This window comes from Psychrobacillus sp. FSL K6-2843, assembly GCF_038626375.1.
Classification (GTDB): domain Bacteria; phylum Bacillota; class Bacilli; order Bacillales_A; family Planococcaceae; genus Psychrobacillus; species Psychrobacillus faecigallinarum.
On the sequence record NZ_CP152021.1, the window covers coordinates 45,097 to 70,733 of the forward strand.

Annotated in this window: 27 protein-coding genes; 24 read left to right on the forward strand and 3 right to left on the reverse strand. The window is 36.9% G+C overall.

What is annotated here, in order from left to right; translation table 11 throughout:
* Nucleotides 1-138: 138 nt before the first annotated feature.
* Nucleotides 139-2,100, forward strand: a complete 1,962-nt coding sequence (gene metG / locus MKY94_RS00215) for a methionine--tRNA ligase (RefSeq protein WP_342577783.1) — start codon at nt 139-141, stop codon at nt 2,098-2,100.
* Nucleotides 2,101-2,509: 409 nt separating this feature from the next.
* Here the strand turns inward: metG and MKY94_RS00220 are convergent, their stop codons facing one another.
* The 3 genes from MKY94_RS00220 to MKY94_RS00230 all read right to left on the reverse strand — a co-directional run bounded on the left by MKY94_RS00220 (nt 2,510) and on the right by MKY94_RS00230 (nt 3,918).
* The gene (locus MKY94_RS00220) at nt 2,510-2,725 is read right to left on the reverse strand and encodes a spore coat protein (protein WP_225216180.1); all 216 of its coding nucleotides are present in this window, start codon (nt 2,723-2,725) and stop codon (nt 2,510-2,512) included.
* A gap of 230 nt (nt 2,726-2,955) precedes the next feature.
* The gene (locus tag MKY94_RS00225) at nt 2,956-3,378 is read right to left on the reverse strand and encodes a spore coat protein (RefSeq protein ID WP_151111857.1); all 423 of its coding nucleotides are present in this window, start codon (nt 3,376-3,378) and stop codon (nt 2,956-2,958) included.
* Nucleotides 3,379-3,408: 30 nt separating this feature from the next.
* Nucleotides 3,409-3,918 carry a spore coat protein gene (locus tag MKY94_RS00230; protein ID WP_144541551.1) on the reverse strand — a complete coding sequence of 170 codons (510 nt, stop codon included), beginning with the start codon at nt 3,916-3,918 and terminating at the stop codon, nt 3,409-3,411.
* A 758-nt stretch (nt 3,919-4,676) separates the two neighbouring features.
* Between MKY94_RS00230 and MKY94_RS00235 the strand changes: the two genes are divergently transcribed.
* From MKY94_RS00235 to MKY94_RS00345, 23 genes are all read left to right on the forward strand, one after another.
* On the forward strand, nt 4,677-5,447 hold the full coding sequence (locus MKY94_RS00235; protein WP_144541549.1) for a TatD family hydrolase: 771 nt from the start codon (nt 4,677-4,679) through the stop codon (nt 5,445-5,447).
* A gap of 122 nt (nt 5,448-5,569) precedes the next feature.
* Entirely contained in the window at nt 5,570-6,787 is a 1,218-nt protein-coding gene (locus MKY94_RS00240) for a G5 and 3D domain-containing protein (RefSeq protein WP_144541547.1), read from the forward strand.
* Between the two features lie 173 nt (nt 6,788-6,960).
* Complete coding sequence (rnmV, locus tag MKY94_RS00245) at nt 6,961-7,527, forward strand: ribonuclease M5 (RefSeq protein ID WP_144541545.1); 567 nt, start codon at nt 6,961-6,963, stop codon at nt 7,525-7,527.
* Complete coding sequence (gene rsmA, locus MKY94_RS00250) at nt 7,524-8,405, forward strand: 16S rRNA (adenine(1518)-N(6)/adenine(1519)-N(6))-dimethyltransferase RsmA (protein WP_342577784.1); 882 nt, start codon at nt 7,524-7,526, stop codon at nt 8,403-8,405. Before rnmV ends, rsmA begins: the two co-directional genes overlap by 4 nt.
* A gap of 154 nt (nt 8,406-8,559) precedes the next feature.
* Nucleotides 8,560-8,823, forward strand: a complete 264-nt coding sequence (locus MKY94_RS00255; RefSeq protein ID WP_144541541.1) for a Veg family protein — start codon at nt 8,560-8,562, stop codon at nt 8,821-8,823.
* Nucleotides 8,824-8,957: 134 nt separating this feature from the next.
* Nucleotides 8,958-9,134: a small, acid-soluble spore protein, alpha/beta type gene (locus MKY94_RS00260; RefSeq protein WP_144541539.1), complete on the forward strand. Its 177-nt coding sequence runs from the start codon at nt 8,958-8,960 to the stop codon at nt 9,132-9,134.
* A 152-nt stretch (nt 9,135-9,286) separates the two neighbouring features.
* The gene (gene ispE / locus MKY94_RS00265) at nt 9,287-10,153 is read left to right on the forward strand and encodes a 4-(cytidine 5'-diphospho)-2-C-methyl-D-erythritol kinase (RefSeq protein WP_144541538.1); all 867 of its coding nucleotides are present in this window, start codon (nt 9,287-9,289) and stop codon (nt 10,151-10,153) included.
* Between the two features lie 55 nt (nt 10,154-10,208).
* Nucleotides 10,209-11,039 carry a pur operon repressor gene (gene purR / locus MKY94_RS00270; RefSeq protein WP_144541536.1) on the forward strand — a complete coding sequence of 277 codons (831 nt, stop codon included), beginning with the start codon at nt 10,209-10,211 and terminating at the stop codon, nt 11,037-11,039.
* Nucleotides 11,039-11,410, forward strand: a complete 372-nt coding sequence (locus tag MKY94_RS00275; protein ID WP_144541577.1) for a RidA family protein — start codon at nt 11,039-11,041, stop codon at nt 11,408-11,410. Before purR ends, MKY94_RS00275 begins: the two co-directional genes overlap by 1 nt.
* Before the next feature lie 191 nt (nt 11,411-11,601).
* The gene (gene spoVG, locus MKY94_RS00280) at nt 11,602-11,898 is read left to right on the forward strand and encodes a septation regulator SpoVG (RefSeq protein WP_144541534.1); all 297 of its coding nucleotides are present in this window, start codon (nt 11,602-11,604) and stop codon (nt 11,896-11,898) included.
* A 422-nt stretch (nt 11,899-12,320) separates the two neighbouring features.
* Nucleotides 12,321-13,691, forward strand: coding sequence for a bifunctional UDP-N-acetylglucosamine diphosphorylase/glucosamine-1-phosphate N-acetyltransferase GlmU (gene glmU, locus MKY94_RS00285; RefSeq protein ID WP_144541532.1), 1,371 nt, complete (start codon nt 12,321-12,323; stop codon nt 13,689-13,691).
* Between the two features lie 22 nt (nt 13,692-13,713).
* Nucleotides 13,714-14,673 (forward strand): ribose-phosphate diphosphokinase, encoded by a 960-nt coding sequence (locus MKY94_RS00290; protein WP_144541530.1) that lies wholly within the window; start codon nt 13,714-13,716, stop codon nt 14,671-14,673.
* 88 nt (nt 14,674-14,761) lie between these two features.
* A complete protein-coding gene (locus tag MKY94_RS00295; RefSeq protein WP_144541528.1) occupies nt 14,762-15,364 on the forward strand; it encodes a 50S ribosomal protein L25/general stress protein Ctc in 603 nt (200 codons plus the stop codon).
* Nucleotides 15,365-15,533: 169 nt separating this feature from the next.
* On the forward strand, nt 15,534-16,097 hold the full coding sequence (gene pth / locus MKY94_RS00300) for an aminoacyl-tRNA hydrolase (RefSeq protein ID WP_144541526.1): 564 nt from the start codon (nt 15,534-15,536) through the stop codon (nt 16,095-16,097).
* A gap of 46 nt (nt 16,098-16,143) precedes the next feature.
* Nucleotides 16,144-16,374: an anti-sigma-F factor Fin gene (locus MKY94_RS00305; protein ID WP_144541524.1), complete on the forward strand. Its 231-nt coding sequence runs from the start codon at nt 16,144-16,146 to the stop codon at nt 16,372-16,374.
* Nucleotides 16,375-16,467: 93 nt separating this feature from the next.
* On the forward strand, nt 16,468-19,995 hold the full coding sequence (gene mfd / locus MKY94_RS00310) for a transcription-repair coupling factor (RefSeq protein WP_340843969.1): 3,528 nt from the start codon (nt 16,468-16,470) through the stop codon (nt 19,993-19,995).
* A gap of 88 nt (nt 19,996-20,083) precedes the next feature.
* Nucleotides 20,084-20,620 (forward strand): stage V sporulation protein T, encoded by a 537-nt coding sequence (gene spoVT, locus MKY94_RS00315; protein WP_144541520.1) that lies wholly within the window; start codon nt 20,084-20,086, stop codon nt 20,618-20,620.
* A gap of 84 nt (nt 20,621-20,704) precedes the next feature.
* Nucleotides 20,705-22,315: a polysaccharide biosynthesis protein gene (locus MKY94_RS00320; RefSeq protein WP_342577786.1), complete on the forward strand. Its 1,611-nt coding sequence runs from the start codon at nt 20,705-20,707 to the stop codon at nt 22,313-22,315.
* A 12-nt stretch (nt 22,316-22,327) separates the two neighbouring features.
* Nucleotides 22,328-23,785, forward strand: coding sequence for a nucleoside triphosphate pyrophosphohydrolase (gene mazG, locus MKY94_RS00325; RefSeq protein WP_144541516.1), 1,458 nt, complete (start codon nt 22,328-22,330; stop codon nt 23,783-23,785).
* Nucleotides 23,786-23,792: 7 nt separating this feature from the next.
* Nucleotides 23,793-24,083 carry an RNA-binding S4 domain-containing protein gene (locus MKY94_RS00330; protein ID WP_144541514.1) on the forward strand — a complete coding sequence of 97 codons (291 nt, stop codon included), beginning with the start codon at nt 23,793-23,795 and terminating at the stop codon, nt 24,081-24,083.
* Nucleotides 24,084-24,293: 210 nt separating this feature from the next.
* Complete coding sequence (gene yabP, locus MKY94_RS00335) at nt 24,294-24,596, forward strand: sporulation protein YabP (protein ID WP_144541512.1); 303 nt, start codon at nt 24,294-24,296, stop codon at nt 24,594-24,596.
* Nucleotides 24,593-25,099 (forward strand): spore cortex biosynthesis protein YabQ, encoded by a 507-nt coding sequence (gene yabQ / locus MKY94_RS00340; RefSeq protein WP_144541510.1) that lies wholly within the window; start codon nt 24,593-24,595, stop codon nt 25,097-25,099. Before yabP ends, yabQ begins: the two co-directional genes overlap by 4 nt.
* An 11-nt stretch (nt 25,100-25,110) precedes the next feature.
* Nucleotides 25,111-25,509 (forward strand): septum formation initiator family protein, encoded by a 399-nt coding sequence (locus tag MKY94_RS00345; protein WP_225321614.1) that lies wholly within the window; start codon nt 25,111-25,113, stop codon nt 25,507-25,509.
* The last annotated feature ends 128 nt before the right edge of the window (nt 25,510-25,637 follow it).

Below are 25,637 nucleotides of genomic sequence, written 5' to 3' on the forward strand. Positions count from 1 at the left end.
AATAATATTGATATTTTTGGAAATAATATGTGGAATAAATATAATTCGACAAAAATGCTTAGATGAATAGATTGAAACCCATAACCCATTTAGATAAAATGAATATTATAGAAGATTCAGCATTGGAGGCAGCAATCATTGAATGCACAAGACAAAACTTTTTATATAACGACACCAATTTACTATCCGAGTGGTAAATTCCATATTGGAACGGCTTATACAACTGTAGCTTCCGATGCAATGGCAAGATATAAACGCTTACGAGGTTATGATGTACGTTTCTTAACAGGTATGGACGAGCATGGACAGAAGATACAGGAAAAAGCCCAGGAAGCTGGAATGGAACCACAAGCTTACGTAGATGAAATTGCGGAAGCTTCTAAGAAAACATGGGCGACTATGAATATATCTTACGATGACTTTATTCAAACTACGGAAAAACGCCATACTCAAGCGGTAGAGAAAATTTTTAAAAAGTTCCTAGATAACGGAGATATTTATAAAGGTGAATATGAGGGTTTATATTGTACTCCTTGTGAATCTTTTTTCACAGAAACTCAATTAGATGAAGGAAACTGTCCTGATTGTGGTAGACCTGTTCATAAAGTAAAGGAAGAATCCTATTTCTTTAATATGAAGAAGTATGCTGATCGCTTGCTAGATTACTACGAAAATAAAGTGGAATTTATCGAGCCAGAGTCTAGAAAAAATGAAATGATTAATAATTTCATCAAGCCAGGCCTAGAGGACCTATCAGTCTCTAGGACTTCCTTTGATTGGGGAATCCATGTTCCAGGGGATGCGAAGCATGTTATTTACGTATGGGTGGATGCTTTAACTAATTATATTACTTCACTAGGTTATATGTCAGATGATGATTCTCTATTCAAAAAGTACTGGCCTGCAGATGTACATGTAGTAGGGAAGGATATTGTACGTTTCCATACAATCTATTGGCCAATATTCTTAATGGCTTTAGACTTACCTCTACCTAAAAAGGTTTTTGCACATGGGTTTATCATGATGAAGGACGGTAAGATGTCTAAATCTAAAGGAAACGTTGTATACCCAGAGATGCTAGTAGAGAAATATGGCTTAGACGCTACTCGCTATTTCTTACTTCGTGAGCTTCCATTTGGTCAAGATGGTGTATTCTCTCCAGAATCCTTTGTAGAACGTACAAATTTTGACCTTGCAAACGACTTAGGGAATCTATTGAATAGAACAGTTTCTATGATTAATAAGTATTTTGGTGGTCAGATTCCTGTAAACCAAGGCGAACCTACTGAATTTGATAGTACATTACAACAATTTGCTAAAGAAGCAATTGAAAAATATGAATCAAATATGGAGAAAATGCAATTTAGTATTGTATTGGGAGAGCTTTGGTCTCTAGTATCTCGCACTAACAAATATATTGATGAGACACAACCATGGGTGCTTGCAAAGGATGAGGCTACTAAAGCGCAGCTAGCTAGTGTCATGACTAACCTAGCAGAAAGCCTTCGCCAAATAGCTACATTAATTCAACCATTTATGCCTAACAGCCCAAAAGAAATTATGGAGCAGCTGGGATTAACAGAAATGTATCTAGAATGGGATAAGTTAGGGAAATTTAATGTTATTCCTGAAGGTACACAAGTAATAAGTACAGGAGTACCGATTTTCCCTCGCTTAGACGTAGATGAGGAAGTTGCTTATATTCGTGAGAAAATGCGAGGTTCTGTTATGACTTCACAAGAAGAGGTGAAGGAAGAACCAGAAGAAGAGCAAACAGAGGAAATCTCAATTGACGATTTCTTTAAAGTTGATCTACGTGTAGCAACTGTTTTAGAATGTGAAGCAATCCCTAAAGCAGACAAGCTACTTAAATTACAATTAGATTTAGGTTATGAGAAGCGCCAAGTAGTATCTGGGATTGCAAAGAATTATAAGCCGGAGGAACTTATCGGTAAGAAGGTAATTGTAGTGGCTAATTTAAAACCAGTTAAACTTAGAGGAGAGCTATCTCAAGGTATGATTTTGGCTGGTGAAAAAGCTGGATTTTTAACTCTAGCAACTGTAGATGAAAAATTAGAAAATGGTGCACAAGTAAAATAATTGATTATCCAAAAAACTGTCGCATGAGCGGCAGTTTTTTTGTACTAATAAAGAGAATTTTTACTTTGAAAGCTTCTCCTTGGTGAAAGGTGGAAAAGCTGTAGTGTCAATTGTGTAGCAGTATTCAAAAATAAAACGCCTTTGTTAAAGGCGCTTTAGTAAATATCTATTTGAGGTATTACCTTAAATATTAATTGTCAGTACAACTTGGACATTAATTGTTGAAACTGCAGGTGACGATTCCAGTGGGATGAGTGAGACAGAAAGCCTTCACAAACATGCGTGAGCTTGTAGTGATGGCTTATCCGCTCTCCCTACTTAAAAGCTTCCGCCTATAGCGGAAATCAAATATACGTTATTCTCTTCCATATTTCTTTAATATCGTTCTTCAGCGGAAATTGAATTTAATTCATTTAGCATCCTTTTTATGGGATGTCGGTTGATCAACAAATTGATCAACTTGCATGGTTAGTTCTTCCACAAGCTCTTTAAGTAACTGCTTTTGCTCTGTGGATAATTTTCCTTTAACATCATCTAGATTTACGCCATTTTTACGCAGTGTATCACTTACTATTAAATCAATGACCTTTTCAGGAATTGCATTTTTTTTAGGTAAATCGCTCACGTCCATCACTCCTTCTTGTAATATCATTTGTATTATTATATGCAACTATGAATTAAGAGGAGACGAGGGATGTTTTTCGTTTTCCAAACCTACTAATTTTTAGACTCATTAAAAATCTTAGCTGGAGGTTAAATAGAAAATATTTTAAACATATATTCGCTCGAATCCATTTTGAGCGTACTATAATTATATTTAAGTTTTTCTAGACTCTTCGATTTATTTCGAATTTATTATAGAATATCTAACCTAGCTACTAAAGCAAGAAGGATTTGAAGCATTGCCTGAATGTTCACTGCCAAGTCGGTATCAGTGGTTGTAACTGTTATATTTCTTGACCCCTCGACAATCGTTTTTTGAACGTTTCGTTGTTTAGTTTTTATAAATTGTTTCATATCTTGAGCAACTGCTCTAGCTTGATCTGTATCTCCTAGAGTAACGCTAATAACTGCTGCAATTGCAGCTTGAATTCCTAATTGTAACGACAAAGCTGCTTGGGTATCTGTTGTTTGAATTTCAACACCTTCTGAATCCCTTACAATAATCCATTCATATGATTGTTGCTTATTGGAAACGATTTGTTCTCCGTTTTGCTGAACATCCGCATTGTTATTTCTGGTGTCATTGCAATGATCTAATGCTCTCCATTTATTCATATTTTCACCTCTTTTCATTTTATATTAAATTTAAAGAACATCTAATCTAACTACTAATGAAACCAATACTTGTAGCATTGCCTGAATATTCACGGCCAAGTCTGTATCAGTAGTTACAATGTTAACGTCATTTGAGTTATCAATAATGATTTTTTGTCTATTGGTTTGTTCGTCATTAAATTGTTGAAAAATGTCATTTGCAACAGCTTGACCCTGATCAGAATCCCCAATTGCAATACTTACTACTAGAGCAATTGCAAGTTGTAAGCCTACTTGAAGGGATACCGATGCTTGAGTATCTGTTGTCTGAACAGTAATGTTGCATGAATCCTTAATCCAGATTAGTTCATCGGATTCTTGGTCTACAGATGAGACCTGATCAAAATCTTCTAAGACCGTTGCTTCACTAAAGTCATTATTATAATGCCAGTGATTCTTTTCCTGGGCGCTATCCTCAGAATTAAAGCCGTTACAACGTTGGCAGTTCCTTACTGGATAATTACTTTCGTAACTACAATGTTTACATTTCCAGTGACTCATATAAAATCTCCTTTCCTATTTACTAGCTTGGTTGTAAAAAATGTTTAATTTGCAACCTCACTTCTGTATCATATGAACAAGTTAATTACTGATATAGTTTTTTTGACTATCTAAAAAAACTATGTTTTTTTTAAAATGAATATCTATTTTTAGAAGAAATCTTAAAAGCACAGTAGGTGTGTTAAAAACCCAGATTTAATCTGACCTGAGGACTTCAATATACGGAGATAAACAGTTTGATTATGGTGGAAGGTATAAATGATTTAGGAATTTTGTGTATTAAAGTTGATCATGAAGGAATGCGTTATCAGGAGGAAATTAGATGAGAGATTGGACATTTTTATATCTATTAAATTAATGTCATTAATAAAGCAATATAAAATTATTCTCCAAAGAGTAGTTACCTATATAAAGCATAAAAACGAGTCATTATTAATGACAAATACCCTATTTATGGTATTGTTTTAAAGTTAATTAACACATTATTTAATCGAAATTTACCTAAAGAAAACCTTTCCTATTTAAAATTATTTAAGTCAATTTGGTTAATAATATTAAATCGATTAAGTTCCTAAAACATCTAAATAGTATTCGATAAATACTATTTTTAATTGAATATTTTTGGGAAACTTGTCATTTTATAAGGTGAAATTAATCAAAATAATTGAAAAAATGACTCATTTAATGTAAATGTAATAGTATTGTGATGATTGTAAACAAATAAAAAAGTAAAATGAAGCTCAGATAGGAGAATGAATATGCTAATAGATACACATGTCCATTTAAACGCAGACCAATATGACGAAGATCTTCAGGAAGTAATTCAAAGAGCCTTGGAGGCAAATGTGAACAAAATGGTCGTAATTGGTTTTGATCGTAAAACAATTGAACGTGCAATGGAGTTAGCAGAAAAATATCCGTTTATCTACGCAGTAATCGGCTGGCATCCCGTGGACGCAATCGATTGTACTGAGGATGATTTACAATGGATTGAAGAGTTATCTGCTCATAAAAAAGTAGTAGGTATTGGTGAAACAGGGCTAGATTATTATTGGGACAAGTCTCCAAAAGAAATTCAGCAGACTATCTTCCGCAAGCAAATACGTTTAGCACAAAAGGTAAACTTGCCAATCATCATACATAATCGCGAAGCAACAGAAGATGTAGTAAGAATTCTTAAGGAGGAGGAGGCTCATCTTACAGGTGGGATTATGCACTGCTTCGGTGGAAGTGTAGAAACAGCTAAACAATGTATTGATATGAACTTTATGATTTCACTTGGTGGGCCAGTAACATTTAAAAATGCCAAAAAGCCAAAAGAGGTGGCAACTGAAATTTCTTTAGATCATTTGTTAATCGAAACGGATGCTCCTTATTTGGCCCCACATCCACATAGAGGTAAAAGAAATGAACCGGCACTTGTTGCCCTAGTAGCGGAAGAAATTGCACGATTGAAGGGTATCTCGGTTGAAGAAGTAGCTGAAGCAACAACCCGTAATGCCAAGAGGTTTTTCCACATCGAAGACTAAAATTTATCTGTAATTTTCAATTGGTATACGCACAGTTATGTAAAAATTGGTAAAAACCTAAAGTGTTGACAAGCTTAAAAGTACTCTATATAATCACACGAGTGAACAAGGAGGCGTTTTTCATGCAAGATAAAACCATGAAAAACCTGTTCTTTCATTCATTGAGGAGCAAGAAAACACTAGTAACGATAGCATCTTTACTATTGTTTTTTGCAGTAGTTTCGTTCGTTTTATACGAAGGAACAAAGAAAACTGTTGCTTTAACAGTTAACGGAGAACAACAAGAAATAACAACACATGCCAATACAGTTGGTGAGCTGCTAGATGAAAATAATCTAGTAATCACTAACGATGATTTTTTACATCCCTCAGTGAACACTTCAATCAAAAATAATTTAGAGATTGAGTGGGAGCAGGCAAGACAAATAGAAATTACGGTAGATGGTAAAATTCAAACTGTCCAGACTACTGATGATTTAGTTTCAGAAGTACTAGCAAAGGCAAATGTTCCATACACCGAACATGATGCGATTACCCCTGCTGCAGATGCAGAGGTGGGACCCGATAATCGAATTGCAATTGAGAAAGCATATGAAGTAACGCTTATAGATGGCAAGGAAGAGAAAAAATTATGGTCCACTTCGACTACGGTCGCTGACTTTTTAAAAAAACATAAGATTCCATTGAATGAATTGGACCGTGTAGAACAGAAAATGGATGAAATTATACTTCCTAATTCTGCAATACAAATAGTGAGAGTAGAAAAGGTCACCGATGTAGTTGAGGAAGAAACAAACTTTGCAGTAGTTACAAAGAAAGACGATTCTCTTCTAAAAGGAAAAGAAAAAGTAGTTGAAACAGGCGAAAAAGGATCTATTGCGCGCACTTATGAGGTTATTAAAGAAAACGGAGTGGAAGTTTCTCGTAACATAGTAAGTGAAAAGGTAACAAAAGAGCCTAAGAAAAAGGTTGTTTCTGTGGGAACTAAAGTGATGACTGCCAGTGCCAACGTATCGCGTGGTACTAATACCTCAGCAGCCCCATCTGGAGGAAGCGAGTTTTATGTTACAGCTACAGCATACACGGCTAGCTGTAATGGCTGTACAGGAGTAACTGCTACTGGTATTAACCTAAAAGCAAATCCAGACGTGAAAGTTGTGGCGGTAGATCCTAGTGTCATTCCACTTGGATCTAAGGTGTGGGTTGAAGGCTATGGTTATGCAATAGCTGGAGATACTGGTGGAGCTATAAAAGGAAACAAAATAGATCTATTTATGGCTTCCAAATCGCAAGCCTATGATTTTGGTCGCAAAAAAGTACGTGTAAAAGTTTTAAAATAATACAAATGGGAATGTAAGTGGTTAGCATAGTATGAATTATCGGGTGTACTAGGTGCTAGCTTGCAATAACATATGTATATAAATTTTCCGTATAGCTTTCCCTCTCGTTGATAGGGAGAGCTTTTTTGCGTTATGATAGAGGCTAGCATAGAAGCAGAAAAGAGGGAAAATGCTTGCGTATAAATGAAATTATTGTCGTAGAAGGAAAAGATGATACGACTGCTATAAAAAGAGCAGTAGATGCTGATACTATAGAAACCAATGGGTCAGCCATTTCTAAAGAGACACTAATGAAAATTCAGCACGCACAGGAAAAAAGAGGAGTCATAGTATTTACTGACCCAGATTATCCTGGAAGAAGAATTCGTGCAATTATAGAAGAGCAAATACCTGGTGTGAAGCACGCTTTTTTATCGAAGGAAAAAACGATAGCGAAAAACGGTAAGAGCCTGGGAATTGAACATGCCAAGGATGAAGATATTCAACAAGCTCTTAGTGATATTTATACCCCAAAAACTGACTCGGAAACTCATATTTCAATACCTTTAGAGGTGTTAATAGAAGGAAGGTTAATTGGGCACCCCAAAGCCAAGGAACGGAGAACAAGACTGGGTGATTTTTTAAAAATTGGCTATACCAATGGAAAGCAGCTACAAAAAAGGCTATCTATTTTTCAAATACACAGGGAGCAGCTTGAAGCAGCTATTCTGCAACTCGATTTGGAGGACAACAAGGAATGACACAAAAAGATATAGCGACCCCGGTTCGCACACAAGAGATACTTAAAAAATATGGATTTTCATTTAAGAAGAGCTTAGGGCAAAATTTCTTAATAGACCCTAATATTCTTAGAAATATTGTAAGTCATGCTAATTTAACGAAAGAATCAGCAGCTATTGAAATAGGACCTGGTATTGGTGCCTTAACAGAGCACTTGGCAAGAGAGGCAGGAAAAGTAGTTGCATTTGAGATAGACCAACGTCTTTTACCAGTCTTAGATGACACACTGTCACCATATAATAACGTAGAAATCATTCATGGGGATATTCTTGAAGCAAATGTGCTACAAATGTTTGAAGAGAAACTGTCTGATTATAAGGATGTCATGGTTGTAGCTAATTTGCCATACTATGTAACAACCCCTATTTTACTAAAGCTGTTAATGGATCGCTTACCTATTCGGGGAATGGTTGTGATGATGCAAAAGGAGGTGGCAGATCGAATTACCGCTTCACCGGGTACCAAAGCATACGGATCCTTATCAATTGCCATTCAATATTACATGAAAGCAGAAGTAGCGATGACTGTTCCAAAGGCAGTATTTATGCCACAGCCTAACGTTGATTCTGCGGTCATAAAGCTAACTCGCCATGAAACACCGCCAGTCCAAGTTATTGATGAGGACTTCTTGTTTAAAGTTTCAAGAGGCTCCTTTGTTCAACGCAGAAAAACGATTATTAATAACCTTCAATCTTCTCTGCTAAATGGCAAGGAAAAAAAGGAATTAATCGTGCAAGCGTTAGAAAAAGTGGGGGTTAACCCTACTCGCAGAGGAGAAACATTAAGTATTGAAGAATTTGGGCGATTGGCAGATGAACTATATCCTAATTTCCATTAAATTTACTTGTTACAATATTAGTAATGTTAATAAATAAAAGTATCCTAAACTAATAATAAAAACGTTGACAAGAGTATGCTTATGTTGATAAAATGTTTTGTTTGACAAAAAAATGGTTATGTGTTAATATTGTAATCAGTGAGGTGTAAGCGGAATGCCAAAAACTTTAGCTGATATTAAAAAGTCATTAGATCATCATTTAGGGAAACGTTTGCAGTTAAAAGCAAACGGAGGACGTAAGAAGACAATCGAACGAGCAGGTGTACTAAGAGAAACATATCATGCTGTATTCGTAATCGATTTGGATCAAGATGAAAATTCTTTTGAACGTGTATCTTATAGTTATGCAGACATTTTGACAGAAGCAGTAGAAATCACTATTTATGACGAAGCAAATAATTCAATTGTAGTAAAATGATTGTTTAGAACTTTTATTTTTACATTTTTATATGACAAAAACTTCTTTCCTCATTCGATTGAATGGGAAGGGAGTTTTTTTCTTTATATCGGACATACTAATATTGCTAGTTGTTATTAGGAGGATTCACCAATATGGCTAGAAGAGGAATTATGTCTAAAGAATTAAAAGAAGAGATTGCAAAAGATCTTGGATTTTATGATGTAGTTAAAACTGAAGGCTGGGGTGGGATTAAATCCCGTGATGCAGGTAATATGGTGAAACGCGCAATTGAAATGGCTGAACAACAAATGAACAACCAAAGTAAATAAATCTTACCGAGCACGATATCCAAAAATAACGTACAACTAGCAAAGAAAAGGCGAATTATTAGCCTTTTCTTTTTGATTGTTCTCATTTTTTTCAAAAAGGTAGTACTATGGTAAAATAGGGAACAGCATAAGTAGGAAAAGGAGCAGATGGGATGTACTACGTAAAAGCACCTGCTAAGATAAATTTAACACTCGATGTATTACATAAACGCCCCGATGGTTTTCATGAAGTGGAAATGATTATGACCACGGTTGATTTGGCAGACCGAATTGGGCTTGAATTGAGAGACGATGGAATCATACATATTATTTCAGTAGACCGCTTTGTTCCAAATGATCATCGTAACCTTGCCTATCAAGCGGCAAAGGTACTGAAGGAAATGTATAAGGTGAAATCTGGTGTCTCTATTAAAATTGAAAAGAATATACCAGTAGCAGCTGGTCTTGCTGGTGGTAGCAGCGATGCAGCAGCTACCTTGAAGGGTTTAAATATACTTTGGGAGTTAAACCTTACATTGGATGAGCTAGCTCAAATCGGAACAAAAATAGGATCAGACGTAGCATTTTGTGTATATGGAGGAACTGCTTTGGCAACAGGCCGAGGAGAAAAGATTCAAGAGCTTCCAACGCCAGCTAACTGTTGGGTGATATTAGCTAAGCCGACACTAGGTGTATCAACAGCTGATGTATATGGAAACCTAAAAGTGGATCAGATTGTTCATCCTAAAACGACGCAGATGTTGAAGGCTATACAGGAAAAAGATTATGAATTAATGTGTAACTCCTTAGGTAATGTTTTAGAGGATGTCACCTTAAAGCTCTATCCTGAGGTGGCAAACCTAAAGGAGCAAATGCAACGTTTTGGTGCAGATGCAGTATTGATGAGTGGAAGCGGTCCAACCGTCTTTGGTCTTGTTAACCAAGAATCTAGAGTTCAGAGAGTATATAACGGACTAAGAGGATTTTGCGACGAAGTTTATGCAGTAAGACTAATGGGAGATAGAGAATTTCTTGCTTAAACACGTATAATTGTGTTAAGTTTTCTATAAAACATTCGTGATTAGAGGTGATAAGATGAAATGGAAAAGAAGCGAACGACTAGTTGATATGACTCAATATTTAATGGAACATCCTCATAAATTAATCCCTTTGACTTTTTTTGCTTCCTTATACCAATCTGCCAAGTCTTCTATTAGCGAAGACTTGACGATAGTTAAAGAAACATTTGAGGAAAGAGGTAAAGGTTTGCTAGTCACCATACCCGGTGCAGCAGGCGGAGTAAAATTTATCCCTACGATGACCGAAGAAGATGTGAAAAAGGTTGCTCAAGAACTGATGGTTCAGTTGTCGAAAGCAGAGCGCCTTCTACCAGGCGGTTATTTATACATGACAGATTTATTAGGCGAACCTGCTCTTATGAATAAGATAGGAAAAGTCTTTGCATCTGCATTTGCGAACGAAAAAATCGATGCTATTATGACAGTCGCAACTAAAGGTATTCCTATCGCACATGCTATAGCTAGACACTTAAACGTGCCTGTAGTCGTAGTTAGAAGAGATAGTAAGGTTACGGAAGGACCGACTGTCAGCATCAATTATGTTTCTGGTTCTGCTAGAAGGATTCAAACAATGGTTCTATCTAAGAGAAGCATGGAAAAAGGGCAACGCGTTCTTATTACCGATGACTTTATGAAAGTCGGTGGAACAATTAACGGGATGAAGAGCCTGTTAGAAGAATTTAATTGTGAGCTTGCAGGGATTGCCGTTCTAGTAGAGGCGGAGCATGAAGGAGATCAACTAGTTAAGGACTACTTGTCCTTAGTTAAATTGCATGAAGTAAATGAAAAAGACGGAACCATCGCTTTAACAGAGGGAAATTATTTTTTAGAGGGGAGACAACAATGATGAAAATAGTATCAACAAATAATGCACCGGCTGCAATTGGTCCATATGTACAAGGTATGGTAGTAAACGGGATGTTTTATAGTTCTGGACAAATTCCTTTAACACCTGAAGGTAAGGTAGTAGAGGGATCTATTACAGAACAGACTGAGCAAGTATTTGCTAATCTAGATGCTGTTTTAACAGAAGCTGGGTCCTCCTTGACTCAAGTAGTCAAAACCTTAGTATTTTTGAAGGATATGAATGACTTTGCAGAGTTTAACCTAGCTTATGAAAAACATTTTGGTGAACATAAACCAGCTCGCTCAGCAGTAGAAGTAGCACGCCTACCTAAGGATGTAAAAGTAGAAATTGAAGTAATAGCAGTTGTTTAATAGTAAAACACATGTTTTCCTCGGAAACCATGTGTTTTTTTGTATGAATAAACAGAACTGGCCGTATTACATAAATATTATTATAATCTATAAAATATTAAAAATATTCCCAAACTAAGAAGGAAATTTTAAATTTTTGTGGAATAGTAAGTTAATATAGATATTTGCAACTAGGGGGAAGGAGAAATTACATGGAAGTCACAGATGTAAGATTACGCAAAGTATTAACCGATGGTCGTATGAGAGCGATCGCTTCCATCACACTGGACAATGAGTTTGTAGTCCATGACATTAGAGTTATTGAGGGAAATGCAGGATTGTTTGTAGCCATGCCAAGTAAGCGAACACCTGAAGGAGAATTTCGAGATATAGCTCATCCCATTAACGTGGGCACTCGATCTAAAATCCAGGATGCGGTGTTGTATGCCTATCATTTAAGCGATGATGCAGTTCCTGAAGTAGAAGAAGCAACGGCAGAAGCATTATGATAAGATGCTGAATCATTAAGGTGTTTATCTCCTAAAGGAAGCTTATGACGTAAAATTATCTGTCGAAATTAGATAGGCAGCTTTTTAATATTGTTGAAAAGCTGCCAATATAATCCTCGTTATTATTTTTTAACTACAATAAAGCTCTTCTGCTAGCCTTCATCATTTAACCTATCAAAACAATTATCCCTTACCTATCATTATCTGATATTATTCCCCGATGTAAGATTCATTTCTTCATGTATTATACGCCTATTAATATCCAAAGCTGTGGAAAAAGTTGTTTAATTATTAATAGAATAGGATAAAAAATATATATATTACTTGTTTTGTCATGTATTTGTCAAGAGAATTCCTTGAAAAAAACCCTCATTTCCTATATAGTCAAAAGAGGAAATTAGCCCACTGGAGGGAAATATCAAATGACAAATACCTATGCGGTTGTTTTAGCAGCCGGTAAAGGCACTCGTATGAAGTCTAGTCTATATAAAGTATTACATCCTGTATGTGGTAAGCCAATGGTAGAGCATGTTATTGATAACATGGAAAAAGTAGGAGTAGAGAAGATTGTTACAATCGTAGGCCACGGTGCTGAAATTGTAAAAAGTGAGCTTGGCAATCGAAGTGAATACGCATTACAAGCTGAGCAATTAGGTACGGCTCATGCAGTTTTACAGGCAGAAGAATCACTTGCTAATCTTCAGGGAACTACAATCGTTGTTTGCGGGGATACTCCATTAATTACTGCAGAAACTATTAAGGCTTTGCTAAAGCATCATGAAGAATCCAAAGCAAAAGCAACCATTTTAACTGCTATAGCAGATGATCCTACTGGTTATGGAAGAATTATTCGTAACGAGGCGGGACACGTTAAATCTATAGTAGAACATAAAGATGCAACAGCAACGGAGCAGCTAGTAAAAGAAATTAACTCTGGTACTTACTGCTTTGATAATGAAGCACTATTTAAATCACTAAAGTTAGTAAAAAATGAAAATGTTCAGGGTGAATATTATTTACCTGATGTAATTGGTATACTACAGCAGGACGGAGAAATTGTTTCTGCTTACGCAGCAAAAGATTTTGACGAAACTCTTGGTATTAATGATCGTGTAGCACTTTCTCAAGCAGAACAAATTATGCGCTCACGAATTGCTCATCATCATATGCGTGAAGGTGTAACAATCATAGACCCTCAAAGTACATATATAAGCAGTGAAGCAGTTATTGGCGCTGACACTGTATTACAGCCCGGAGTCATTATTGAGGGAAAAACAATAATTGGAGAAAAGTGTACAATTGGTCCTAACAGCCATATTGTATCTAGTGTTATTGGGGCAGAAACAACTGTCCACTCCTCGGTTGTATTATCTAGTGAAGTTGGAAATCATACAGCTATTGGCCCGTTCGCACATATTCGTCCACAATCGGAACTTGGAGACCAAGTTAAAATTGGTAACTTCGTTGAAGTGAAAAAGTCGGTTGTAGGTAATGGAAGTAAAATTTCTCATCTAAGTTATATGGGAGATGCAGCCATTGGTACAAATGTAAACATTGGTTGCGGAGCAATTACGGTTAATTATGATGGTAAAAACAAATTTATGACGACAATTGAAGACGATGCATTTGTTGGATGTAATTCTAATCTTATAGCACCGGTAACGATAGGTAAAAAAGGATATGTAGCAGCAGGATCTACAATAACCAAGGATGTTCCTGGTGAAGCACTGGCTATTGGCCGAGCAAGACAAGAGAATAAAGAAGGCTACGTAAAAAAACTCAAACTAAAATAACCAATTATTCAGGAGGATTATCATGACTCATCGATATGAAAATGCCAAACTAAAAATATTTACTCTTAATTCTAATAAAAAATTAGCTGAAGAAATTGCAAAAGAAGTTGGAGTTCCGCTAGGGAAAAGTACTGTTACAAGATTTAGCGATGGCGAGGTCCAAATCAATATCGAAGAGAGCATTCGTGGGTGTGATGTATTTATCGTTCAATCCACCTCAGGTCCTGTAAACGAACATATAATGGAACTATTAATAATGTTAGATGCAGTAAAACGTGCTTCTGCTCGTAGCGTAAGCGTAGTTTTACCTTATTACGGATATGCTCGTCAAGACAGAAAAGCTCGTGCACGTGAGCCAATTACAGCTAAGCTAGTAGCTAATCTACTGACTTCTGCAGGTGCAACTCGAGCAATCGTTCTAGATTTGCATGCACCACAAATTCAAGGTTTCTTCGATATTCCAATAGACCATTTAGTGGCTGTGCCTATTCTATCTGACTATTTCTTAACGAAAAACCTAGATCCTTCTGAGGTTGTTATAGTGTCACCTGACCACGGTGGAGTTACACGTGCTCGCAAAATGGCAGACCGTTTAAAAGCACCAATTGCTATTATCGATAAACGACGTCCACGCCCGAATGTTGCTGAAGTAATGAACATAGTTGGTAATGTAGAAGGTAAAACGGCTATTTTAATCGATGATATCATTGATACAGCAGGGACAATTTCAATTGCTGCTAATGCCTTAATGGAGAGTGGCGCTAAAGAGGTTTACGCATGCTGTACACATCCTGTGTTATCAGGTCCTGCAATTGAACGTATTGATAACTCTGTTATTAAAGAATTGGTTATTACAAATTCTATCCAATTACCAGAAGATAAGCATTCTCCAAAAATTAAAGAGCTATCTGTAGCCAAACTATTAGGAGATGCGATTGTTCGTGTATTTGAAGAAAAATCTGTAAGTACGTTGTTTGATTAATGCTTATTTAACTTAATATATGTTTGAATCATCCTTCCGAAGGGTATCTTATTTATAGTTACTTATACATCGGGAGGATGATTTGTTTATGGCTACTATTATAAAGGCACAAAAAAGATCACAAAAAGAAAATTCCAAACTAAGAAACAGTGGTTACATACCAGCAGTAGTTTATGGTTTTAAGGTCGATTCCCAACCAATTGCGGTTGATGAAAAAGATTTAACAAAAACACTACGTGAGGTTGGAAGAAATGGTGTAATGAAGCTAGATGTGGAAGGCAGTTCTGTTAATGTAGTATTGAATGATTATCAAATGAACATCCTAAAGGGACAAATGATTCATGCAGATTTCCTTGCGATTAATATGAAGGAAGAGTTAGAAGTAAGTGTAACGGTCAATACTACTGGAACTTCTATTGGTGTTTCAGAGGGTGGGTTACTGCAACAACCAAATAGAGAAGTAACTGTATTAGTAAAACCTTCTGATATCCCAGATTCCATTGAAGTAGATGTTACAGAAACTGCTATTGGTGATACTATAACAGTCGGAGATGTTAGGGAAAAGGTAAATTATACTATAGTAGAAGATGATGATTTCACTTTAGTAACAGTATCTGCACCAAGAGTAGAAACAGAGCCTGAAACAGAAACAGAAGCTGAAGACACAGAAGAAGCACCATCAGAGGAATAGGTAGAAGAGATTGTCATAGACAATCTCTTTTTTTCAGGTAAGTAAGAAGTTTGGACTTTCCCGATTTCATGCCGTGTATACACACCAAGACATTCCACTCGCTTTATAGATGTTTATATCCACTGTTATGTTAGAATAAAAGAAATAAGAGTTAAAGGAATGGAATGTAATGAAAATGATCGTTGGCCTTGGAAATCCAGGCAAGCAGTATGAAGCTACGAGACATAATATTGGTTTTCAAGTAATAGATGAGCTTTCAAAACGTTTGAGTATCCCACTTAACCAATCGAAGTTTAATGGTATGTATGGGACAGGACATATTGGAACTGAGAAAGTGATGCTCTTAAAGCCATTAACTTACATGAATCTATCGGGAGAATGTATTGTTCCCCTGATGGATTATTTTGGGGTAGAGGATGAAGAATTAGTTGTAATTTACGATGACTTGGATCTTCAAGTAGGAAAACTAAGACTACGACAAAAGGGAAGCGCTGGAGGACATAACGGGATAAAGTCAATCATTCAACATCTGGGTACGCAGGAATTCAATCGTATTCGCATAGGGATAGACCGACCCAAAAACGGCATGAAGGTTCCAGACTATGTCCTCTCAGATTTTACGAAGGAAGAAAAAATTGAAATAGAAATAGCTACCCAAAAGAGTGCAGATGCATGTGAACAATGGTTTAATAAGAGCTTCTTAGAAGTCATGAATATTTTTAACGGTGCATAAAACAAGAAGTAAAAGCCTATACTTCCTAAAAAGGGGGTTAATGGCTATGCCAATTCGTTATAGATGTCGCCATTGTGAAACAGAAGTAGGCCAGCTACCATTGGATTCCATAGACGAGGCTTTTCTACAAAAAAATAATATTGAGCCAGAAGAACAACATATATATATTCAAACGGGAGCTGAGGGAGATTATACAATCCAGTGTATTTGCGAAGAGTGCCAAACCTCTTTGCAGAAATTTCCGAGTTACTACGCATTAAAAAAATGGATACAGTAAATGCTTTGGCACATTTTGTGCACAAAGCCTTTTTCTGTTTTTGCTGTTCCGAATAAATCGTTTTATTTGTTTATTAGATAAGGGTGGGTGGAAATGGAACTGCTAAGTAATTTATTGATCGAAGATATACAAATGCAAAAGCTAGTGAAAGATTTAGAGAGTGGTACTGATCAAACTTTAGTGACGGGCCTCTCAGGGAGTGCCAGGGCTGTCTTTACTAAAATGCTGCATAAAGCATTAGAAAAACCAATCCTTATTGTCACACCAAACCTGCTACATGCGCAGAAGCTTACTGAGGATTTAGTTAAGCTCCTAGGAGAAGAATTGGTGAGATTGTATCCTGCAGATGAATTGATAGCTGCAGATATATCCATTGCAAGCCCCGAGTTGCGTGCGCAACGGTTAGAAGCACTAGACCATATGCTCAATGTTAAACGAGGAGTCTACATTGTCCCGGTGTCTGGCTTGAAAAAGCGTATGGGAAATGTAAATGATTGGAAGAATAGCTCCATCGTCCTTGTAGAGGGAGAGGACCTTATATTAGACACCTTCCTGCAAAATCTAGTGGATATGGGTTATGTCCGTCAGCCGATGGTTACCGCACCTGGGGAGTTTGCGCTTCGTGGCGGCATAATTGATATTTATCCCTTGTATTTAGAGGATCCAATTCGTATTGAATTGTTTGATACTGAGATTGATTCAATCCGTACCTTCTCTGCGGAAGATCAGCGTTCCTTAAAGAAGTTAAAGGATATTCGTATACTACCAGCTACTGAATACGTACTGACTAAGGGGAAAAAGGTATTGCTTGCTCAAAAGCTAGAGGACGCATTAGCGGAGAGCCTGAAAAAGGTAAAGCTTCCTGACATGAAGGAGAAGTTCTATCAAAACATTCAACAGGATATAGAGTTATTAAAACAAGGCGAACAACCGAAAGAATACATGAAGTATATTTCGTTAATAGAAGAAGATAGTTTCTTAGGAGATTATTTTGATCCGAGTGGAATTATTTTATTTGACGAGCTCGGACGTATTCAAGAAGTAACGGAAACGTTAGAAAAGGAAGAGAATGATTGGTATCTTTCATTGCTCGAAGAAGGAAAAACAGTCCACGATGTAAAACCATCGTATAACTTAAAAGAGATTATCCAAAAGCTTCCCAACTTTAAAGTATATCTATCCTTATTCTCGCGCACGTTCTCCGGGGTAGTTATTAAGAAAGCGATGAATGTATCTTGTAAGCCAATGCAAAATTTCCATGGACAAATGCATTTGTTGAAGAACGAAACGGAGAGGTTTGCCCAAGGTAAATTTAGAGTAGTCATTTTGGCAGACGGTAAGGACCGTGTACAAAAAGTTCATACTGTACTAGAAGACTATGAAATAGTATCTAAGATTGGGCCAACTGCAAAGGACTTTGACAAACCTGGTATTTTTATCGTTGAGGGTGATTTAGAGGCTGGCTTCGAATTGCCTCTGCAAAGAATTGCGGTTATTACAGATTCTGAATTGTTTAAGCAAAAGCATAAGAAAAAAGCGAGAACACAAAAAGTAACAAACGCAGAACGTATTAAAAGCTACTCAGAGATAAAACCTGGAGACAACGTTGTACATATCCATCATGGGATAGGGAAGTATATAGGAATAGAAACATTACTTGTAAACGGAATCCATAAAGACTATTTGCATATCCGCTACCGTGGAGAAGATAAGTTATTTGTCCCTGTAGATCAAATTGACTTAATACAAAAATATGTAGCTTCCGGAGAAAAGGATCCAAAGCTTCATAAACTGGGTGGAGCAGACTGGAAGAAAACAAAATCTAAAGTATCTGCAGCAGTGCAGGATATTGCAGATGAGCTTATCAAGCTCTATGCAAAACGAGAGGCCGAGGTGGGATATGCATTCGAACCAGATGGGGAAATGCAACATACCTTTGAGGCAGCATTCCCATACGAGGAAACAGAAGACCAGCTTCGTACAATAGAAGAAGTTAAAAGAGACATGGAAAGACCGAGGCCGATGGATCGCTTAGTATGCGGGGATGTTGGTTATGGTAAGACAGAAGTTGCTATTCGTGCTGCGTTTAAAGCAGTCATGGAAGGTAAACAAGTAGCATTCCTATGTCCTACGACCATACTTGCACAGCAACATTACGAGACGATGATGGAGCGTTTTCAAGATTTTCCGATTCAAGTAGGTCTGTTAAGTCGCTTTAGAACTAAAAAGCAACAGGCGGAAACTATTAATGGTTTGAAAAAGGGCCTTATAGACATTGCTGTGGGTACGCACAGAATCTTGTCAAAAGACGTGGAGTATCAAGATCTCGGACTATTAGTCGTCGATGAGGAGCAGCGTTTTGGGGTGAAGCATAAAGAGAAGATTAAACAGCTAAAAACCAACGTAGATGTTATTACACTAACAGCTACACCAATTCCTCGTACACTTCATATGTCGATGATAGGCGTACGTGATTTGTCCGTCATCGAAACTCCTCCTAAAAACCGTTTTCCAGTACAAACCTATGTAATGGAATATAACGGTGCGTTAGTAAGAGAGGCAATTGAAAGAGAGCTAGCAAGGGGAGGACAGGCATTTTTCCTCTACAATCGAGTAGAAGACATTACACGCAAAGTGGATGAAATTCAAATGCTTGTTCCAACTGCTAGAGTTGGATACGCACATGGACAGATGTCTGAAACAGAGTTGGAATCCGTAATCATCAGTTTCTTAGAGGGTGAATATGATGTGCTTGTTACGACGACTATTATAGAAACTGGGATTGATATACCGAACGTTAATACATTAATTATTCATGATGCTGATAAGATGGGGCTATCCCAGCTATACCAATTACGAGGTCGAGTGGGTCGTTCCAACCGTGTAGCCTATGCCTATTTAATGTATCAAAGAGATAAAGTATTGACTGACGTAGCGGAAAAAAGACTACAGGCAGTGAAGGAATTCACAGAGCTAGGTTCCGGGTTCAAGATAGCAATGCGAGATTTATCGATTCGTGGAGCTGGAAATCTACTTGGCTCCCAACAGCATGGGTTTATCGATTCAGTAGGTTTTGATCTATATACGCAAATGCTAGAAGACGCTATCCAAGAAAAACAAACCGGTATTAAAAAGGAAGAATTACAGGAAATCGAAATAGTATTAGGAACAGATGCTTACATTTCAGATGAATATATTCCTGACGGATATCAAAAAATTCAAATGTATAAGCGTGTTAAAGCAATGGAAAAAGAAGAAGAGTACCTCGATCTAGTAGATGAACTACAGGATCGTTTTGGAGATATTCCTTTAGAAGCTGAAAGATTGCTCCGTATTGCTAGGATGAAGGTTTGGGGCAAAGAGGCCGGTGTAGAATCTATCAAAGAATCCGATAAAGTTACTACTATCCGTTTAAGTGCAGAGGGTACCAAGACAATTGATGGAGCGAAGCTTCTGGAGGAATCGATGAAATATGGTCGTGCCATAGGCTTTAATGTAGACAAGACAAATCTAGTTTTAACGATCGATGAACGTAAAACTGGGAAGTATAATGCGTTTGATGTTTTAGAAGATATCATGAGTTTATTGCCTAAATCAAAAAAGATATTAGAAGTAAATTAACGTATTGCATATTATTAGGAGATGTGAGCCATACTATGGCAGAAATGAACTTTAATTTCCATTCTGTCGAAAGAGAGGCACACATTACATGAAAGCAACTGGCATAGTACGTCGTATCGATGATTTAGGTAGAGTTGTAATACCCAAAGAAATTCGTAGAACCCTTCGTATCAGAGAGGGAGATCCATTAGAAATCTTCACTGACCGTGAAGGGGAAATCATCTTAAAAAAATATTCTCCAATTAGTGAGCTTGGTGACTTTGCAAAAGAATACGCAGAAACACTATATGAAACATTGGGCACACCAGTGCTTATAAGTGACCGTGATGAAATGATCGCGGCAGCCGGGTTATCTAAAAAGGATTATTTAAAACGAAGATTGAGTCCAGATGTGGAAGACGTCGTCAACAATAGAACGATGGTTATTGAAAAACATGAAAACTCTGTGGAATGGGTTCCGGGAGTGGTAGAAACAGTTAAGTCTTACTGCATCGCTCCAATTATCGCATCTGGAGATCCAATAGGTGCTATATTCCTTTTCTCTAAAGTGCACTTTATTGGAGAAGCAGAAATGAAGGCTATCGAAACTGCAGCTAATTTCTTAGCAAAACAAATGGAAAATTAAACCGACCTTCCTCTTATACAAGAGGAAGGTTTCTTTATATTCATGTATAATAGTGCTATTGCTGGATGGAAGAAGGATTAACAGATGAGCAACGAATGGAATATGAAAACTTATATGAAGGGTGCTGCCATGCTAACAGTCGCGGCTATTATCGTGAAACTGTTAAGTGCTATTTATCGGGTACCCTTTCAAAATCTAGTTGGGGATGAAGGCTTTTATATATATCAACAGGTTTACCCTTTCATTGCGATTATTACCACTTGGACATCTTTTGGCTTTGCTGTAGCCCTATCTAAAATTATGTCAGACTATCGAGCTTCTGGTAAATCCTTTGCAATTCCCCAAATAAGAAGGATTGCTTTTTACTATATAGCAATTATTTCGGTAGTATTCTTTTGCTTATTATTTTTTGGTGCCAATTTATTGGCTAATTTTATGGGAGATATCCAACTAGCTCAGCTTTTAAAAGTAGGTTCATATGTTATTCTGCTTATGCCAATGCTTGCTGTCTTAAAAGGAGAATTTCAAGCTGACGGGCGAATGGGATACGTTGCGTATGCTCAAGTAGTCGAGCAGGCAATTCGAGTTTCTGTTATCTTATTTGGAACTTGGGTGGTCCTCTTAAACAGCATGGATCTATACAAAGCAGGAAGTATGGCTATGTATGGTGCAGTTGCAGGAGAATTAGGTGGGGTATTCTTTTTAGGGATAATCTATTGGAAAATAACAAGAAAAACACATACTAAAGAAAACAAATTATTGGTGCCTATTTGGCCAATTGTAAAGGAATTGACGATGCTAAGTGTAAGTGCAAGTATTAGTGCATTGCTGTTCCTACTCCTTCAATTGGTGGATTCCTTTACGGTATTTCAAATACTAGTAGATAATGGAATGGCAAGACAGGAAGCGATGGAAAAAAAGGGTGTGTATGATAGGGGCCAACCATTAGTACAGCTAGGGATTGTCATTGCTTCCACTCTTTCACTTGCCATTGTACCTCTTGTTGCTCATCGTTTAAATAAAGAAAAAGGAAGAACAGCCCTACCTTTTATGCAGCTGACATTTAGAGTAGCATTTACATTTGGAGTCGCTGCAGCGTTAGGACTTATCGCAGTACTGCCTTATTTGAATGAGATGTTGTTTAAAACGCGTGCAGAATCTATTACTCTAATGGTATTTTCATTTCAGATTATTTGGATGTCTTTAATCTTAACGCTAATGGCTATGCTTCAGGGTGGCGGTAAAACTAGAATTCCAACTACTATCTTATTGCTTGGTGTGTGCGGTAAATGGATATTAAACAACATACTAGTACCTAGCTATGGTGTATTAGGTGCTGCTTTAGCGGGTAATATTAGTTTAGCTCTTATATGTTTCTTAATGCTTTTCTACTTTAAGAATCTCTGGAGAATCCGTTTTGCTACGTTAAAATTTTATAAAGGAGTTTCTCTAGCGGCATTTATGATGCTTCTTGCCGTGATTGCATACACTAAGCTGGCAGAGAATATCTTCCTAGCGAGTCTCTCAAGCAGAATGCAGGCAATAGTAATTTCAATTAGTGCCGTATCATTGGGAGCCGGTGTCTTTATATTTATATTGACGAAGAAGAGAGTTATCGGGGAGAAAGAATGGTTTTTACTTCCCTTTGGAAGAAGAATGGCCAAACTTCAGCTTTGGTTGAATAAAGAAAAGTAAGGTTGTGAGAAGATGAATGAAATCACGATAATTGGACTTGGAGCCGGCGATATAGACCAGCTTCCTCTAGGAATTTACAAAAAGTTAAAAAATACAGCACACTTATATGTTCGGACGGAACAGCATCCCGTGCTTCAAGAGCTACAAAAAGAGGGAGTGTCGTGGACTAGCTTTGATGAAATTTATGAAAAAAATGATCAATTTGAGAATGTGTACAAAGAGATTGTAGAAAGTCTTTTACAGCAGGCAGAAAATTTCCCACTAGTCTATGCTGTTCCGGGACATCCACTAGTAGCAGAACAAACCGTACAGCTTTTAATAGAAGCGGAAGAGCAAGGTAAGATAAAGATTAAAATAGAAGGTGGACAGAGCTTTTTAGATCCTATCTTTGGTGCTCTTCGTATTGATCCTATTGAAGGATTTCAATTATTAGATGGAACGAGCTTTAAACGAGATGAAGTTCAGATGAATGCCCATGTGTTAATAGGACAAGTATATGATGCGTTTAGTGCTTCCGAGGTGAAGCTAACTTTAATGGAGAAGTATCCTGACGATTATGAGGTGACCATCGTTACGGCAGCGGGCTCCTCGGAGGAGATTTTAAAGAAGGTGCCTTTATTTGAGCTAGACCGAGAAATGGAATTAAATAATCTCACTACTCTATACGTTCCACCAATTCATGAAAAAGAAAATCGTATAAAGGAATGGCAGACCCTTAGAGAAGTGGTAGCCCAATTAAGAGGTCCTGATGGCTGTCCTTGGGATAAAGAACAAACTCATACAACCTTGAAAAAATATGCAGTAGAAGAAGTATATGAACTACTTCAGGCGATAGATGAGGAAGACGACGATCATATTGTTGAAGAGCTAGGAGATGTCTTGTTACAGGTGTTTTTACATGCACAAATTGGGGAAGATAATGGATACTTTAGTTTAGAGGATGTTTTAGCTTCTGTAACTGAAAAAATGATTCGAAGACATCCACATGTTTTCGGGGATGCAGTAGCAAACAATACAGATGACGTTTTACGTAACTGGCAGACGATTAAAGCGCAAGAGGGTAAGGAGTCAACTAAATCTCTACTTGAGGATGGACTGCGAACAGATTCTTCCTTGCTAACATCTTTTAACTATCAAAAAAAAGCAGCCAAAGTAGGTTTTGATTGGCCGGAGGTTTCTGAAGCTTGGGAGAAATTTGAGGAAGAATTACAGGAGTGGAAGGTTGAGCTCCAGTCAAACGATAAAGAAGCTCAAACAGATGAGTTAGGAGATTTATTATTTACTGTAGTGAATTTAGCACGTTTCTATGGGCTATCTCCAGAGCTTGCTATGATGCAGGCCAATCAAAAATTTAAAAGAAGATTTGAATATATAGAAAAATGTGTCAACCAAGGTAGAAGAAGCTTTGAAGAATATAATTTAGAGGAGCTTGACCAATTTTGGAACGACGCAAAAAAATTAGAGAGGTAGTGAGTACATGAGATTAGATAAGTTTTTAAAGGTTTCAAGACTGATTAAACGAAGAACGTTAGCCAAAGAAGTAGCAGATCAAGGGCGTGTCACCATCAATGGGAAGGTGGCAAAGGCCAGTTCAGATGTAAAGGTTGGAGACGAATTATCTATTCGTTTTGGACAGAAGGTTGTCACTGCTTCAGTGGACGGGATTAAAGATTCTGCCAAAAAAGAGGATGCTGCTTCCATGTTTACGATTATTAAAGAGGAGAGATTAGAAAAGGTCGACTCTCAATTTATTGATGACGAAGATTAATGGTAGATTCTTAAAGAGGATAATAATTAACTGGTCAACTAGTTTAGATCAAGTGTAACAAGTTTCGTAGCAATACCTCTGCTAAAATGTAATCTCCTTATCCAACTAAATCTATCACGAATAAATTCTTTTTAAAAAAAGCGTGATAACAAGTCATGCATCTTTTCAATGCTGCATACAATAGATTAGGACAAGGAGAGGAGAGAGTATATGCAATATCAAGCAGAGAATCAAACTATCACAATTCCGTCGGGGGATCATTTAATTTCACTAAGAAATCGTAAAAGAATGGACTTAACATCTGTAAAAACAATCGAACGATTTGATCAGCAAGAGTTTTATGTACGTACATCTCAAGGAACCCTTCATATTAAAGGAGAGGACTTGAAGATTGTCCATCTAGATGTTGATAAAGGGCTTCTAACTTTGGAGGGCATTGTACGATCAATGGAGTATGATGAGGAACAAAGTTCAGACGGCGCTAGAGGATTACTTCATAAATTATTCGGATGACACTTTCTCTACAGTTTTATAGTTTATTATTAATGATTGCTAGTGGTATCTTAGTAGGTGCAATAATCGAAGGAACGCGATTTATAACGGAGCATACTCCGAGGCGTTCCTTTGTTTTTAAATACCGAGTAATTTTAGAAATAATAGTCTGGATTCTTATGGGACTAGCAACCTTTTATATTCTTTTCAATGTACGCGACGGGATATGGAGAATTTATGATCCACTTGCTCAAGTATTTGGAATTCTCCTGTATCAGTTATTTTTTCAGCCCGTCTTTCGACTAGCTGGAAGAATCTTTTTGCGTTTAGTAGTAATGCCGATTTGGTTTATAATTCGTATCATTTTGACGATTCTTAGAAAAATTATGCATTTAATACTATTCATTATTCGTTTTATCCTAACGCCGTTTCTTATTCTATATAAAAAAATAAAGCAATTGGCCCTACAGAAATTGCCAAAAATGAGTTATAATAAAAGATACAAGAAATCTAAGAAAAGATAGGAGAGAACGATGTGAGACAGAGGCAAATAAAAGAAGAACCATACGAAAAACAAGTGGCATCTATAAATACAGACTATTTACGCTCTGTTCAACGTCGCGATTCTCGTATTAAATCTAAAAAAGTTCGGTTGTTTAGACGCTTAGTAAGTTTCTTCATTGTTTCTATAGCAGTAATAGGATTTTTAGTTACCATCTTGGTTAACAGTCATCAAACCTTGGCTGAGAAAAAAGAACAGCAGGTGCAGGTAGAAGAAGAACTGGCAAAAGCGCAAGAAGACCAAGAAATGCTTAAAATTCAAATATCTAAGTTAAACGATGATGAATACATTGGGAAGCTATTAAGAAAAGAATTTTTCCTTTCAGAAGAAGGAGAAATTATCTTCTCCTTACCAGAGGAAAGTGACAAATAACATAAAAAATCTAACTTGAAGAGAGTGGTCTTGTTGACACTCTTTTTTTGTTAGCTATAATAAAAGATAGGGTCTGTATAAAAAATATACAAATTCATTTATAAAGAACCGCTTAAATTCTAAGGAGG